The sequence below is a fragment of the Shewanella waksmanii ATCC BAA-643 genome (genome assembly GCF_000518805.1).
GTDB classification, from domain to species: domain Bacteria; phylum Pseudomonadota; class Gammaproteobacteria; order Enterobacterales; family Shewanellaceae; genus Shewanella; species Shewanella waksmanii.
The window spans coordinates 62,331-78,465 of the sequence record NZ_JAEH01000022.1; the positions used below are offsets into that span (position 1 = coordinate 62,331).

Genomic DNA, 16,135 nt, shown 5'->3' on the forward strand with positions numbered 1-16,135 from the left:
TATGTCAGCGATGACACTGAGTAAGTTAGTTGAAAAACTGAGCCCGAGTTGTAAACGGTCATTAGAGTCGGCCGCGAGTATCTGTCATAGCCGCAGCCAATTTACCGTTGAGATAGAGCATTGGTTATTGGCAATGTTGGAAAGCGAATTAGGTGATATTACGCTCATTTGTAATCACTTCAGCGTTGACAAAAACCAACTGACGGATGAGCTAAGAAGAGGCTTAGAGGGCTTCAAAACAGGCAATAGTGCAGCGCCAAGCCTATCACCTCATATTGTCAATTTATTGCGTCAAACTTGGCTCAATACGAGTATCGAGTTTGGCGACAATGCCATGCGGTCGGCCTATTTGATATTTACTTTACTGCAGGGCGACTCATTAAGTGCTTTAGTGTCTCGGTCAGCAAAACAACTGCTAAATATAGACAGTGCTAAGTTGCTAATGAGTTGGCCTGAGCTCAATGCCTTGTCAGATGAGCAGCAGCCGGTTAACTCGAGCGATGTAACTGATGCTCAAGTTCAGTCTGCAACCCCGAGTCTAGCGCAATTTACTCAAGATCTTACCGCCCAAGCAAAATCAGGCAAGATTGACCCTATATTAGGCCGAGACAATGAAATTCGGCAGATGATCGATATTTTGACTCGCCGCCGGCAGAACAACCCGATACTGACCGGCGAAGCCGGCGTTGGTAAAACTGCGGTTGTAGAGGGGTTAGCACTTAAAATCGCCCAACAAGATGTACCTGATGCCTTAAAAAATGTCGCCATTCATGTATTAGATTTGGCGTTGTTACAGGCCGGAGCGGGTATGAAAGGCGAGTTTGAAAATCGTCTTAAGAGCTTGATAAATGAGGTCAAGCAATCGGCACAGCCCATTATTTTGTTTATTGATGAAGCCCATACCATGATCGGCAGTGGCGGTGCAGCTGGGCAAAATGATGCTGCCAACTTACTCAAGCCTGCATTGGCACGAGGTGAACTGCGCACGATTGCTGCGACTACTTGGGCTGAATACAAGAAGTACTTTGAAAAAGATGCCGCATTAACGCGTCGCTTTCAGGTTGTTAAAATTGAAGAGCCTTCTGAGCAGCAGGCTGTATATATGATGCGCGGCCTATTACCTGTGATGGAGCAGCATCACGGTATTTTAATCTCTGATCAGGCCCTATGTTCATCTGTGGCATTGTCCCATCGTTATATCACTGGAAGGCAGTTGCCTGATAAGGCCGTGAGTTTGCTCGATACAGCCTGCGCTAGAGTGGCAATGAGTCAAGCTTCAACGCCTGGTCCAATTGAGGCGTTACAGCGATCAGCAACGCAACTCGATACCCAAATCGCCTTGCTGCAACGTGAAGTCAAAACTGGTGAAAATCACACCAAAAAAATCCGTCAGCTAAAACGTGAGCTCAAATCTGCGCAGCAACAACTCAAGCCACTTGAGGTGTTATGGCAACAACAACTTGAGCAAGTTAAGCGCGTTGCGGAACTGATTGAGCTGTTACAAGCCGATGAAGTGGAAAACGGCGCAGCCTTGTTGATGGAACTTAGTCAAATCAAGCAAGCGTTAGCCGAAACTAGCCAACCCATGGTCCACTGGCAAGTGGATTCACAACTGATTGCTGAAGTGATATCTGATTGGACCGGTATTCCAGTGGGTAAAATGCAACAGGATGAGATTGATACCATTTTGTCGCTACAACATAACATGGCTAAGCGAGTGGTGGGTCAAGACCACGGTTTGGAAATCATTGCCAAAACGGTACAAACATCGCGTGCGCAGCTAGCAGATGAAAAGCGCCCGATAGGTGTGTTCTTACTCACAGGTCCCAGTGGCGTAGGCAAGACCGAAACGGCGCTAACATTGGCTGAGCAAGTCTATGGCAGCGAAGATAACCTTACAGTCATCAACATGTCTGAATTTAAAGAAGAGCATAAAGTCTCTTTGCTATTGGGATCGCCTCCAGGCTACGTGGGCTATGGTGAGGGGGGGGTGTTGACCGAGGCTGTTCGTCGTAAACCTTATAGCGTCATTTTGCTCGATGAAATGGAGAAAGCTCATCCAGGCGTGCAAGACATTTTCTACCAAGTATTTGATAAAGGTCAGATAAAAGATGGTGAAGGCCGAGATATCGACTTCAAAAATACCATCATCATTATGACCTCTAATGCTGGCACTGATACCATTATGTCGCTATTTGAGGATGAAAATACTACGCCAACTATCGCAGGATTGAAAAAAGCACTTCATGACGATTTGCTCAGTTATTTCAAACCGGCATTTTTAGGCCGAATCAATGTGGTGCCTTACGTGCCGTTAACTTCCGCCATGTTAAATCAAATTACCGAGTTGCAGCTGGCCAGGGTTGGAGTTCGCCTGCACGACCATTATCAAGCGCAATTTAGTTACAGCGAGCATGTGATCGACAAAATTGTGTCTATGTGTCAGGACGCCGGCTCTGGCGCGAGAAATATTCATAATATTTTACAGCAAACATTGCTGCCAGATCTGTCAATTAAAATGTTGGAAAAGACCAGTTTAAATAAAAAATCTAGTTCGGTTAAAATTGGCGTTAATAATGATGGGTTTACATATAAGGTATAGTTTTTTGATTTTATAGTTATTAGGTGTGTATCTATTTTAAAGCTGGATTAATTTGTCTTTAGTCAGTTTTAAATTGTCTTTACCTATTACTAGTTGCAAAGTTTTACTGAAAACTGTTAGCGGTAGCACTTAAGTGCTACCGCTGCGATTTACAGTTGTTTTGATTTAGTTAAATATTTGATTTTGAATAATTTTAAATGTTTGGTTTTTTACCGGTGTTATCGTTGAATTTGGTGTTTTTTTACTATAATCTTCGCCCTGAATGATCATCGTATTATCATTTAAATGTATCTTTTTAATTGAGTGGTATATTTAAATGTAAATTAAATTTGCATTCAATTTGTTTGTTAACTCAAACTTTAATTAGCCTGTCCAATAATGGATGAATTTAACGCACAAGGAGCATTAATAATGCAAGCGAATACCTATTTAGATTATGAAGGAATTAAAGGCGAAACAACGGCAGAAGAATATAAAGACATGATTACTGTCTTATCAGTTGACTGGAATGTGAGCCGTGAACTCTCTTCTTTCACTGGTACAGCGCAAGATCGTGAAGCTAGCTCTACTCGCTTAGGTGATGTGACGATTACTAAGCTACAAGACAATGCATCAACTTACCTGTTTGAAGAAGCAACGATTGGTAAAGGTAAAAAAGCGGTTTTCCATATCACTAAACAAGGTGACAAGATCGAAGAGATCATGCAGATCGAGCTAACTGATGCGATGATTTCTAGCTATAGCGTATCAATTCAAGGCGATCGTCCTGTTGAAACTATCACAATTAGTTACACGGAAATGATGATGGCTGTGACGCCTACCGATGATAAGAACAATGTTACTGCTGCGCTACGTTATGGCTACAGTGGCGTTAAAGGTCAACAAATGTAATTTCATTTGCGATCTAAAGGTCTTGGAGCAATGCGCTCCAAGGCTTTGATAAAGATTTACTGAGGCAAGGAATGCTAAAGGCGACACAGGCAAACAACATTATTAGTATCCAGACCCCGCTAGGGAAGGATGCATTATACCTTACACATTTGTCAGCTGATGAGGCGATTTCTCAGCTGTTTTCTATTACCGTGTCAATGTATGCCGTTGGCACCAGTATCTCGCTTGCAAACATAGTCGGTAAGAGTGTGACTATTGCCTTAAGAAATGCTTTTTCTTCGGGCGCGGTTCGATATTTTAACGGTGTGGTCAGTCATATTGAATCAGCAGGTATGCGAACGGCTGCCAGTGATGTCAGTGAAGACTATATTGACTACCAAGCCGTAATTGTTCCTACTGCTGCATTAATGCAAAAACGCACTAATTGCCGCATTTATCAAAACTTGTCGGTGATAGACATTATCTCTGACTTGTTTGGCCAGCATAGTGTCGCATTTCAAGATAAGACCACTAAGACCTATCCCAAATATGAGTATTGCGTTCAATACCAAGAGTCAGACCTCGATTTTGTTGCGCGCCTGCTGCAGCAGGAAGGCATCTTTTACTTCTTTGAACACAGTGCATCAGCTCATCAATTAGTGCTGGCTGATGATGTGACCGCCTACAAAAAGTGTGCAGAAGACCAAGTGCGTTGTTATTCCGGTCATTTAGCTGAATCGCACGTTGTGCATTGGCAAGGTGGTTTATCTATGGTCAGTGGTGCCTATGCACAAAAAGGCTACGATTTTGAACAACCCAGCTTATTTCCGCTTGGTAGCAAGTCACAAGCGGAACTTCCAGGGCAAGGCTCTTTGGAAGTGTTTGACTATATGGGTGAGTCAGAAATAAATAAGCGTCCGCAACCTTATGCCAATACGCAGTTAGAAGCCTTACAAAAAGACATGCATAAGTGCTCTGGGCAAAGTGATTGTCGCAGCTTTGCCACTGGGCAATGTTTTACTTTCAAAGACCATGAAGACAGTCGTTACAAAGGGCAGAGCTTTGTCGTGACGGCGATGCGTACCAGCGCCACACAACCTAACCAATCTGGCGCCAGTCAGTCTCATAGCAGCGCGGTTTATCACAATGACTTTGAGTGTGTGCCTAAAGCCACGGCCTATCGTCCTTATAATTTACTGCGTAAGCCGTTAATCAGTGGTGTTCAAACTGCCATTGTGACCGGAGATGCCGGCGATGAACAACACATAGATAAGTTTGGCAGAGTGAAAGTGCAGTTTCACTGGGATCGCGAAGGTGAGTTTAATGGCAAGAGTTCTTGCTGGATCCGAGTTGCGCAAAACTGGGCTGGTAACAAATGGGGCGCATTTTTCTTTCCACGAGTGGGACAGGAAGTGCTGGTTGAGTTTATTAATGGTGACCCGGACCAGCCAATCATCAGTGGTGCAGTATACAACGCGGAACTCATGCCACCCTATGCCTTGCCGGCTAAGAAAACACAAAGCGGTATTAAAACGCGCAGCACTAAAAAGGGCGGAGCAGACAACTTCAATGAGTTACGGTTTGATGATGAAAAAGGTAAGGAGCTGTTATTTATCCAAGCTGAAAAAGATCATCATCTGAATGTTAAGCGTGATCAGCAAGATACTGTGGGCAACGATCGCGCGACAGACATAGGCAATGATGATCGCCTGACTATTGGTAACGATAATTTCAGCGATATTGCCAACAATCAGACCCTAACAGTAGGTAAAGATCGCAGTGCCGATATTGGTACTAATGACAGCTTAAAGGTTGGAAAGGTGCTAAGCATTGAGGCCGGTAAAGAGATCGTGCTGAAAACGGGGGCTGCCAGTATCAAACTTAGCAGTGACGGCGCAATTAGTATTGAGGGTACCAACATTAAAGTGAAAGGCACCGACGTTAAAGTTAATGGTGCCACAATTGCCTTAAAAGCTGCCCAGATTAAGTTGAACTGATGATGGAGTTAATCACTTATCCAGGTGTCGGTTTACGGGGCTCAGCTTGCAAAGGCCGTTATTTCTTTTGTCAGTTTGGTCATCGTTATCTCATTTGTCGACCAGTAGATCGACCGGATGACCCGCTGTTAAGCCCACCGCGAATGGATTTGTGGTGTGCGACAACCTACGGGATGCAGTTTTTGTCACAGCGACACCAGTGGAAGAACAGTGCGCATATTTTATCGCAATTAGTTAGCTATTTATCTGGGGAGAGCCTAGCTGACAGTTTAGATGAATATGAGCAGCTTGAGCATCTTGCCACAGTGATGATGCAGCGGCAGTTATTGGTATTTCCGCTAGAAAGTAGCGGTAGCTAAGTCTTCAAATAACAAGGATGTGATTATGGGAATGCCAGCAGCAACAGTAACGAGTATGCATGTCTGTCCTAAGACAAACCCTGGCCCTGTGCCCCATGTAGGGGGGGCCCGTTGTCGTTGGTTCGCCCAATGTACTGATTAGTTCGCTACCCGCAGCTCGTCAAGGAGACAAATTGGTGTGTGTAGGCCCGCCAGATTCCATCAGTGCTGGTTCGAGTTCAGTCACCATTAATGGCAAACCCGCTGCACGTATGGGCGATAGCACTGCTCATGGCGGTAAGATCGTAGCAGGAAATCCTAGTGTGCTTATCGGCTAATACGCGATCAACAGTAACTGATGTATGTCCAACCAAGATGATTAATATTAACAATTACTTTAATGAGTTATTAGCGCAGCGGCGGGCGATAAACCTGACATTGCTGAGCACCCAAAAGAACCTAAATGACAATACTCAGGCATTGGTGACCTGTATTGATCTGCTTAACGATGCACCGCCTTCACAACCTCATTTGCTCACCGCAACGACTGCTACGCAGGTGATGGCCTTGTTGGAAGCATCCCTTACCAAAGATGACGAAGAATCCATATATCAGGCTGCTGATGTAATGGTCATTTTGCAATTGATGGCATTAGTTAACTGGCCAAAGAATTCAAGTCATTATCCTGATTTAGTCTGGCGTTTATATCAACATACTGATGTTCGCATTCAACAATTAGCACCGCATTTTTGTTTGTATCTTGGCCAGCAATTTGCCGTTGTTGAGTTTCCGCTAGATCCGCGGCATGAAGTCGCATTATTTAATCAACATTTGCTGTATTTGTACTATCAGCGTGGCTTATCAGACGCCCTAGTGCAGCAATTCCGACATTTGCCAGGACTCGCTGAGCTGAGCCTATTGTATCTTGATGTGTTGACCTATAAAGGGCGCAACTTTATTCAAATCGTGCAGCAATTTACGCGATTGCAATATATGGGAACACACCTATTTGAGATCTTCATTACCTCGCTACCGGAGCTAGAGGCAAGCAAGCTGGTTAACATGCTTTCAGCAACTGAGAGTCACACACCTTATGTGATTGAGGTCATGGCACTAAGTGGCTATAGCAAGTTTATACCGTATTTAGCGCGGTACATGTTGTCTGCGGAAAACGCGGCAGCGGCTTTTACCGCAATAAGATTATTGTTGGGGCAAAAGCTAGACTACTTTATGCCGCTGGATGTGCAGTTTGATAGCGATGAACAAGCGCAAATCCAGCATTTGCAATATTACGCTGCCAAGTTACTTGATGCTTGGCAGAACCAAGCCGTTGATTTCAGTCACACTCAGATGTTGGATGGTCAAGCTGTGACGATGGCGAATATCGACAACATTATTCAGGGAGGCAGTCGCCTACATCGCAAGTTAGCGTTATTGCACCGTATGCGCCTAAAACCCAACCTATTTACACCGCACTTCGACATGCTTGAGTGGCGTATATGAATATTGTGCTTGATGAAGTGAAACTCAATCTCGGCATTGAGGCTAATTCGTTAGCAGCGGTTAACTTGCCCTATGTTGAAACCCAACCATGCGTGGTCGATGAGGGGTATGTCACAGCGTTTTTTGCTGATAGTGAACCGTCACAAACTGTTGAGTCTAGCGCTAAGCATATCAGCAGCTTGGTTGGGCCATTATTACAGCAGCTTTCGCAACAGCATGCCGACTTTCATTGTGATGTGCCAGTTTTTTGGTTATTACCTGAGAGTAGTAATGAACGCCCTGAGTTAATTGAAAACTGGTTGAATCAGCTGCAACAAGACTACCCGCAGCTTTTTGCCCATGGGCAAAGTCAAATATTTCCCTATGGCAGAGCGGCTCTTCCCATCGCTTTAGCTAGCCTAAGCGCTTTGCAACAACAAGGGCTTAATCGCGTAGCACTAATTGCAGTCGATACCGCGATCAATGACATCGCTGAATTATCAGCGGCAAATCTGTTGATAACTGCTGACAGCAGTCAAGGTGTTCAGCCGTCTGAAGGCGCAGTACTGGCATTGATCAGTTTGCAAAATAGTGGTTTGTCGGTGGAATTCACCCAGCAAGCACTGGCGACATTGTCGCAGCGACGACAAGCCGTAGGTAGCCTATTTAACGATGCTGCCAGTTTCTTAAATCGTCGTTCGGTTGCCAAGTTATATGCTCCAGGTAACGGTGAACCCAAGTTATTGCAAGACTGGTTGGATGGCTATATTCATCTTGCGAACAACATCGACCGTCAAAGTGAAGTTGTACAAACGGGTTATTACACCGGAGAGTTAGGTGGGGTGACGGGGTTGTATAACCTTATCCATATTTATCATAGTTATCAGCAAGGACGCACTGCCGGTACCGTGGTTCAATTGGAATTATCTGAAAGTTTACATCATGGATTAGCCATCTATTCATGGACAGGGAATAGTTAACATGAGTGAGCCGATAAGTCAGTTTTTGTTTCGGGGCCATCATCGGCACGTCATGATCTTACCAAGATCACAGCCCAAACCATCAGGTTTTACCCTTGCTGTTGCCAATGAGATCTCGGGTCACTCTGGTGTGGTAAGAGAAATCTCTCCCCACTTGGCGAAAGACCGCAATGCCCTTATGCATGGGCAAACGTTATTAGCCGCCATAGGGTTGAGCTGCGCCTTAGGCGCAAGATCCATCGCGATGCAATTGAGCAAGGCGATAGAGCAAGGACTACTCAATGTATACGTGGAGTCCATTAAAGCTAATCTACATACTTCGACCGAAGTGGCCTCGCCTGTAGGGGCTAGCACCAGTAATAAACCCCAAGGAAAAGCAAGCCCTAAAGGCAAGCAAAGTCAGCCGCAGCCGACTAGCGGTGAGCAAGCGAATTACACTCAAACTGATGTAGCGATTGATGAGCAAGTTTGCCGCTCTGATCCTATTTCAATGTTCTCAGGCGAAGAAATCCTGCCGCTCGTTGATTTTAACATTGAAGGTGTCATGCCCTTGGTCTGGCGCCGGTTATATCGTTCTAGTCGTGCTGATACCAATGTTGGCTTAGGATATGGCTGGCGCCACAATTTTAGTGTGCAGCTTGAGGAAAAAGTGCAGAGCGCGCCTAAAGTCGGCCCCAAACAGCAAGACAAACATTGGCTTGAGCTCACGGATGATGAAGGGCGGGTTCATGTTTTTGAGCAAGTCAAAATAGGTCAAACTAGTTATCAACTGTCATCGGGTTTAGCGCTGATTTATCAAGCTGAAGATAAACAAGTGTTGGTCAAACCGGATGACACTCACTGGACGTTTAAGCGCTGTCACAGTGACACGGGTTGCTCTTGGTTGCTTGATACGATCAGTAATTTGCAAGGGCAATATTTTGCTTTGCAGTATGACACAAAGCAGCGGTTAACCTCGATTTCAATCGCCCCACATCGTGGCCTCATCCTCCAGTACGATGCTTATGACTGTTTGGTGTCTGTACAAGCGTATTTTGTTGATGGTGAAGGCAAGCAACAGGTGTTACCAAAACCGCTAGCGCGCTATGGATATGACGCTAGTAGGGCGCTAACCGTTGCGCGAAATCACTTAGCTGAAACTGAGCAGTACCGCTATCAATATGTGTTGGGCGAGACTTCAATCAGTGATCTTGATAGTGAAGAGCCGGATATGGCAGTGGTCTTTTTACTAAAAAAACGCACCAGAGCATCGGGCTTTAGCCATCATTTCCAGTGGCAACTACAGGGGACGAGTAGCCAGTGCATAAAGCAATGGGGAGATGAAGGTAGCTACCAGTATCATTTTAGCTACCAATCACACCCTAGTGGCCGTGCGACTATCAGTACCGATAGTTTGGGAAACACTGAACGTTTTGTGCATAGCCCCCAAGGTAAACTATTAGAGTTTCATGATGCCAATGGCCATATTAGCCGTTATCGCTACGATAATTTGGGGCGAAAAATAGCGGAAACTAACGCTATGGGCGCGCTGACTCAATATGAATACAACCTTCAAGGCCAACTGAGCGCATTGGTGGCAGCTGATGGTGCGGTGACGCGATACCAGTACAATGCGCTAGGGCAGCGCATTGTTACAATTGACCCACTGGGTGGAAAGCACTTACGGCGTTTTGATGCTACTGGCCGCTTGTTATCAGAGCAGTTAGTTGATGGTCGCCAGCGCCAATATCGCTATAACGATAACGGACAGTTACGAGAGTTTGTTGATGAATATGGTCGTAAAAAAAGCCACTTTTGGAGTGCAAATGGTGAACTGTTGGCGCAGCAACAGGGCGCTAAGTTAACCCGCTATAGCTATGACAGTATGGGCCGCGTCAATGCCAGTATTGATGGTCATGGCATAGTTACCGAAACCGTTCGAGATACAGTAGGCAGAGTGAGCGCCTATCGCAGTTATTCGCAACAACACCAGCATGAGCAAATTGTCACTGAGTTTGAGTATGATACTGCCGGTCGAATGATCTCAGCGCTTACCCCAACCATGGTAATCCAAAAGGGGGCCGATAAAGCTAATGATTGCAGTAAACCTCGGCCAGTAATAGCTTCCGCACAAGAAAGCGATGAAGCGGTATCGAGAAAAAGTTGGTGTTATCAAGGGCTGGCTCAGCCTAGCGCAATGCAGTTTGAAGACGGTAGTCGTTTGCAATATTGCTATGACAGCGAACGTAATTTGACCCAAATTATCCGCAGTGACGGGGCGCAATACTCGTTGCAGTACAGTAAAACCGAGCAGATCACCCAGCTAATAGGCTTTGATGGCCGTCAGCAAGATTTTACTTATGACGCAGCAGATAGGCTGAGCGCTATTAGTGATAGCGGCGTGCGCCATATCGCATTGAAGCGCGACTTGTTAGGGCGGGTTGTCCAGCAAAATAGTGTAGTGCTGAGCAACAAATCCACCCAGCCCATTAGCAGTTTGAGTGTTCAAAACAATTTTCATTACGACGCGCTCGGTCGAGTAGTAAAAGCGCACAACGGCCATAGCCAGTTGGCATTGACCTATCATCTTAATGGTAAGGTCAGTCAATCGACTCAAGGGGCGTGGAAGATAGGTTACCGCTACAACGCTCAGGGGCTAAGAGAGTCAATGCAGCTGCCAGACGGTAGCATTATTCAATACGAGTACAACGAACATGCCCAGCTTGCAAGCATGGCGCTTGCGCATAGCGGCAGAGACAGCCAGTCGAAATTAATCGTGACAAGACAATACGATGATGCTGGTTTGTTAGTTACCCAGAAAATGGGCAACGATGTGACTTTAAAGCAACAGTTTGACCGCTTTTCGCGCCTCAATGAGCAGCGTTGGTGTCATCAACAGACTGGTGAGGTTGAATTTCGTTGTTATCAATACGATGCCGAAGGACAATTGCTATGCCGACAAGCCTCTGCCAGTGTTAAGGGTGAGGATACTCAGACAGACCGATTTAGCTATAACTCAATTAATCAATTGGTTGCAGTAAAACGCGAAAGCCGCGTTGCGGGTGAAGCTGACATTATTGAATCAACGGCATATCAGTGGGATGGCTTTGGCAACCCGCAATCAGCGAGTGCTGCTAACAGCCATCACCAAAGCTCTGTGAATTCATCGGCTAGGCCGATTAGCGTGTCACATGACAGGTTGCTGTCGCGACTTGATAGCGACTTTAGTTACGATGACAGTGGCAACCAAACCCACATTACAGCTGCGGGAGTACGCCAATATCGCCAGTTTAACGGGTTAAATCAATTAGTAGAGATTAACCACAATGGCAAGCTCACTCGCTATCAATACGATGCGCTGGGTCGTCGCACGGTGAAATTAACTGAGCGGTCACGTACAGACTATTTGTGGGATGGCGATCAGCTGGTGGGTGAGCATACTCAAGGTCAATATCGCTGGTACCTGTATGAGCCTGATAGTTTTTCACCGATAGCCTGTGTTGAAAGCGAGCAGATATATTGGTATCACCTAGACCAACTCGGTACGCCTTGCACCGTGTTAAATGGCCATGGAAAAAGGGTGTGGCAACATTCTTCAGATCCATTTGGTTTAGCCGTGGCAGATAGCCAACCAATGGCAGATAGTTTTGATAATCCGCTGCGCTTTCAAGGTCAGTATTTTGATGCTGAGTCAGGGTTACACTACAACCGTTATCGATACTATAGCCCGCAACAACAGCGCTTTATCAGTCAAGATCCCATTGGCCTTGCTGGTGGTATTAATCCTTACCAATATGCGCCTAATCCGGTTAACTGGATCGACCCGTTAGGGTTGAGTTGTAAAGAGGTTGAAGATAAAGAGACTAGTATTGCTGGCCCTAATAAACATATAACACCTGAATTAGAATCCAAATTGATTGAAGTTGCTCAGATTGCGCAGTTACCATATACCGCCGACGAGATAGTTGAGAGTGTTAGTAAAGTTGATCATATAATTACGATAGGTTCAGGTGAAAGTGCAATAAGAGAAAATAGGCCGAGGAAGAAACCAAAAAAAGATGATGTTAACCTAGCCAAATCCACAGGTTCTAGCCTGGAACAGATAGAGGCTCGTAGAAATGTAACATTAGATTATATGAGCAAAAATGGTTTTTCCGAGGACCAAATTTTTGATGCTTTAGGTTCTCCTGATGGTACTAAGGAAGGAGGCTTTGACCTAACAAAGCCTGTCGAAGTGATAAAGTTCCCCCCCCTGATTCGATGACGCAATATGTGGCACAACATGGTTATCCTGGGAATTGGTTTGATCCTTTATCTAGTCAAAGTCCAGACGAATTAGGTATAAGTGGAGAGGGAAGAACTTTAAAGTCCTTTAAAGTAGTAGAAGGCACTGGGTTAATGTCTACTGCTAAACCGGTAGTTGACACTTGGACAGTCCCTGGAAAAGCGTTAGTCACGAATGGTGGTGGAATTCAATTATTAGTAAATGATAGTGTTAAATCGGCAATTTCAAAAATTAACGTTATAGGTATTTAAATGAACTTTGTTTCTTTAACAAAAAAAGCAAAAGTGGCTAAAAATATAATCACTGGTAGTAAATTTATAGATAAGAGTAACTCATCTGTAGTTTCAATATTGCGTCAGTTAGACTTTATAATTAATCACTCTGAGCAAGGGGACGACCCGAGAACAAAGCTAAAGGGTGGGCAAAAGTTTACATACAGCATAATTGCTTCAAGAGAGTTTTGTAGTCCTGATGAGCTAAAGGTTAAGAGTTATTTGGATGAATTATCTCGTGAAATGTATCACGATGATTACTCTTGATGGTTGAACGTTATTATGGGTGCTTTGTTGTTGACTAATATTAATGTTGTAATATATAAGCCATTAAGTTTGATTTTTCACGATAATTTAAAACCTGATGAAAAGTATTGCTCACCTTAAATTACGAGATGTTTCCAGATAAAAAGAAGTTAATTATAAAGAAAGGTGATTATTTTGTCGTATCTACAGATTATTTTTCAAAGCTTAAAAAAAAGCGAAGGCTTACGCAATCTGAGTTTCCAATGATTGCTTTGCCATGGATTATTGATCGAATTGAAAATGGTTTTTTCAAGAAACCATCAGAAGGCGGCTTTTCAAATTTTGAGCGTAGTACAACAGTTGAATTTGATGGGCAAACTATTGGTATTAATGCCATGGTCCACTGTTGTGCGGAGAATGTGCCGGGATTAAATATTTGGAATGGCAATAGGAAAGACCACATAGGTGGAATTACACCTCAGCAGTGGGACATTCCGCTTTATATTCTTAAAGATGGCTTGTTGGATGAACTTAAGGCCATTGCCGATAAATATGCTTAATACCTAATTCTAATCGATGGTAGTTATTTTAAGTAAGCCAAATCTATTGCCAGTAAAAAGAGTCGCGAAACAAAACGAGTAGGTCACTGAAAGCCGACCACACTATAGAGTCAATGCCGCACAGGAGTGCAGTAATTATTAAGGAGAGATACGCATGACAATTCAACTGACAGGCTCGGTCGGAATCGATGGGCACAACCAAGCTGCTGACATTAAAACTATTCAATCGGCGTTAAATAAGCTTCTCAATTTGATCGCGCCAACGGTAAAACTTGCTGTCGATGGCAGCCTTGGCCGCATGCCCGCTAACTCAAAAACCGTAGCCGCCATTAATCAATTTCAACGTAAAGTGGTTGGTATGGTAAGGCCTGACGGAAAAATAGATGTCAATGGCCGCACTCATCGAACGCTTAACCAAAAATTACAATCTGCCTCAAACACCCCAAGTACGCCGGCTGTAGTTGTCGATGCTGCGGCTCTGATACAAGGCACGCCGTGGATGAAAACAGCGCTGGCCGAGCAAGGACAATCAGAAGTGGCGGGCAGTGTTGCCAACCCTCGAATACTTGAGTATTTCAAAGCCGCTAAGTTTTGGGGAACAGATGATTCCGGCGGCCAGAATGCTTGGTGTGGTTCGTTTGTTGCTTGGGTTATGCAGCAAAATGGCTATACGCCAGTGAGTAATGCCTTTAGAGCCAAAGCATGGATAGATTTCGGCCAAAAAACCACTGAGCCAGTTTATGGGGCGATTGGTATTAAATCGCGCCAAGGTGGTGGTCATGTTGCCTTTGTTGTCGGCCAAAGCGCTGACGGTCAATCGCTTTATATGTTAGGGGGTAACCAGTCTAACAAGGTGCAAATTTCCAAGTATTCTCGCGCTGTGTGGACTGATTTTGTGTTGCCAATCAATGCCAGTGATGTTGGGGGAAGCCTGCCTATCTACAATGCGGTGGCGAGTCAAGCCGGGAGTGAAGCATGAGGTTAGTATTATTGGTGATTAACCTTTGGGTGGTGGTGGCGTGTCAGGCCGCGAGTGACACGGCTGCTCCTCATGCAGCAGCCGATGCCGTTGTGTCGGCGCTGGTTAATACCCCATACGCTGCAAAAGTGCATGATTTCAATGTGGTGAGTCGCGATTATCAGGACCCAAAAACCAAAGAGTGGTTGCGGCACCATACGGTTTCTGCTGACGTGTTAAATACCTATCGAGGAGCTGAGTTTGAATTTATCGAGTTTGAAATGTATACCGAGATAGATGAGTCCCTCACCTTAGATAAAGCTGCAGTCAATATCGTTTTGTGTGAGAGCGAGCAGGGACAGTTGTATTGGCCAGGTACGGGATCTATTTTTCCACCCACAGCAGAGATAGATGCGATGTTTGCCCGCTCGGCAAGTCGAGTTAATATCTATCAAAGTTATTTTTCTTGGTGTCGTTAATATCGCATTTATACCCATTGGTATAAAGGCGAATATATTACTATTTATAAGGGTTAGTATAACTTTATATTTAAATCTCGATTAGTGTCGTAATAAAGCATGATTTTATTATTTTTATTAGCGTGTAACGGCTATTCTTGAACTGGGTTAATCTTTGGTTTGCGCGTAGGTGGTTGTTATAAAGCAATTTTTATTCATTGTGATGATGATTTTGTTCTTCTTTGTTAATAAAGGTTAAAAGTTGAAAAACACCGAGTGTAACGGTATTTTGTGCGCATAATTTAACGGACTAAATGAAGGTGTTATGGAATTAAGGTTATTTATTTCGGTGATGTGCTGTCTTTATTTGTCAGCCTGTGCTTCAACGGTGGAAAATAAGCCCGTTGAAGAGCCTAAAGTGACGATGTCGAGCCGCTGTTTGGATTATGCGGTGCAAAACGGTGAACAGGTAGCAGGTTTTAAGTCGGTGTATTACGCCAAAAATAGTGATGTCCCGCTGCAAAACCTCGACAGTAACATGTCATGCATTGTGAGTTATCTTGCCAACCATCCAGAAAAACGCATTAATGTGCAGGGTTTTACCGATGACACTGGTAGTCAGGCGTATAATCAAGCTTTAGCTCAACGTCGTGCTCAAGGGTTAGTTGAGCATCTTGTGCTGTTGGGAGCATCGCCAAGCCAACTACAGGCAAGCTTTCGCACTCTCGATGGCACTGAAACGCAGCAGGTGTTAACCAAAGAACAGCGTGCTGAACATCGCCGCGTTGATTTTTACGTTATTGAAGGTTAGCCCGTAAGGTTTCAGACGACTCCCCCATATTAAAGCTAGGTTCACCACCTAGCTTTTTTTATGCTTGCTAGAATCTCCTTCGTTATAGCGCCGAATGGTTCGGCCTGCATCGTCTATAGTTGGTGTAATACCAATCAGTATAAACATTTAGCCACTCAGCGAGAATTTAGCGGTTCTGAGGTAAGGTCCTTAAATGCTCCTCGGTAACTGCTCCTGCGTTACCCTACCTCCTATATCCCTATAGTCGTGCATTAATGACATTCACCACATCCATGTGGTTTGCAACGAGTGAAGAGC

The 16,135-nt window shown here is 44.6% G+C and carries 13 protein-coding genes and 1 pseudogene; all 14 read left to right on the plus strand.

The window, feature by feature from the left end; translation table 11 throughout:
• Position 1 precedes the first annotated feature (1 nt).
• The 14 genes and pseudogenes from tssH (at position 2) to L865_RS24550 (ending at position 15,838) form a co-directional block, all read left to right on the plus strand.
• A complete protein-coding gene (gene tssH / locus L865_RS0111085; RefSeq protein ID WP_028773304.1) occupies positions 2–2,602 on the plus strand; it encodes a type VI secretion system ATPase TssH in 2,601 nt (866 codons plus the stop codon).
• Positions 2,603–3,013: 411 nt separating this feature from the next.
• A complete protein-coding gene (locus L865_RS0111090) occupies positions 3,014–3,493 on the plus strand; it encodes an Hcp family type VI secretion system effector (RefSeq protein WP_028773305.1) in 480 nt (159 codons plus the stop codon).
• Between the two features lie 71 nt (positions 3,494–3,564).
• Positions 3,565–5,469 carry a type VI secretion system Vgr family protein gene (locus L865_RS0111095; protein WP_028773306.1) on the plus strand — a complete coding sequence of 635 codons (1,905 nt, stop codon included), beginning with the start codon at positions 3,565–3,567 and terminating at the stop codon, positions 5,467–5,469.
• Positions 5,469–5,828 carry a hypothetical protein gene (locus tag L865_RS0111100; protein ID WP_028773307.1) on the plus strand — a complete coding sequence of 120 codons (360 nt, stop codon included), beginning with the start codon at positions 5,469–5,471 and terminating at the stop codon, positions 5,826–5,828. Before L865_RS0111095 ends, L865_RS0111100 begins: the two co-directional genes overlap by 1 nt.
• Before the next feature lie 25 nt (positions 5,829–5,853).
• Positions 5,854–6,145 (plus strand): annotated as a pseudogene (locus L865_RS23580) (PAAR domain-containing protein).
• A 37-nt stretch (positions 6,146–6,182) separates the two neighbouring features.
• Positions 6,183–7,310 (plus strand): hypothetical protein, encoded by a 1,128-nt coding sequence (locus tag L865_RS0111110; RefSeq protein ID WP_157577543.1) that lies wholly within the window; start codon positions 6,183–6,185, stop codon positions 7,308–7,310.
• On the plus strand, positions 7,307–8,269 hold the full coding sequence (locus tag L865_RS0111115; RefSeq protein WP_028773309.1) for a hypothetical protein: 963 nt from the start codon (positions 7,307–7,309) through the stop codon (positions 8,267–8,269). The genes L865_RS0111110 and L865_RS0111115 overlap by 4 nt, the downstream gene beginning before the upstream one ends.
• Before the next feature lies 1 nt (position 8,270).
• Positions 8,271–12,512 (plus strand): RHS repeat-associated core domain-containing protein, encoded by a 4,242-nt coding sequence (locus L865_RS0111120; RefSeq protein WP_028773310.1) that lies wholly within the window; start codon positions 8,271–8,273, stop codon positions 12,510–12,512.
• A gap of 8 nt (positions 12,513–12,520) precedes the next feature.
• Positions 12,521–12,784 carry a hypothetical protein gene (locus L865_RS24540; protein ID WP_245608424.1) on the plus strand — a complete coding sequence of 88 codons (264 nt, stop codon included), beginning with the start codon at positions 12,521–12,523 and terminating at the stop codon, positions 12,782–12,784.
• A complete protein-coding gene (locus L865_RS0111130) occupies positions 12,785–13,072 on the plus strand; it encodes a hypothetical protein (protein ID WP_028773311.1) in 288 nt (95 codons plus the stop codon).
• Between the two features lie 128 nt (positions 13,073–13,200).
• Positions 13,201–13,611, plus strand: a complete 411-nt coding sequence (locus L865_RS23585) for a hypothetical protein (protein WP_245608425.1) — start codon at positions 13,201–13,203, stop codon at positions 13,609–13,611.
• A 154-nt stretch (positions 13,612–13,765) separates the two neighbouring features.
• Positions 13,766–14,590 carry a TIGR02594 family protein gene (locus L865_RS0111140; protein WP_028773312.1) on the plus strand — a complete coding sequence of 275 codons (825 nt, stop codon included), beginning with the start codon at positions 13,766–13,768 and terminating at the stop codon, positions 14,588–14,590.
• Positions 14,587–15,048 carry a hypothetical protein gene (locus L865_RS24545; protein ID WP_051484564.1) on the plus strand — a complete coding sequence of 154 codons (462 nt, stop codon included), beginning with the start codon at positions 14,587–14,589 and terminating at the stop codon, positions 15,046–15,048. The genes L865_RS0111140 and L865_RS24545 overlap by 4 nt, the downstream gene beginning before the upstream one ends.
• Positions 15,049–15,352: 304 nt before the next feature.
• Positions 15,353–15,838: an OmpA family protein gene (locus L865_RS24550; RefSeq protein WP_051484565.1), complete on the plus strand. Its 486-nt coding sequence runs from the start codon at positions 15,353–15,355 to the stop codon at positions 15,836–15,838.
• The last annotated feature ends 297 nt before the right edge of the window (positions 15,839–16,135 follow it).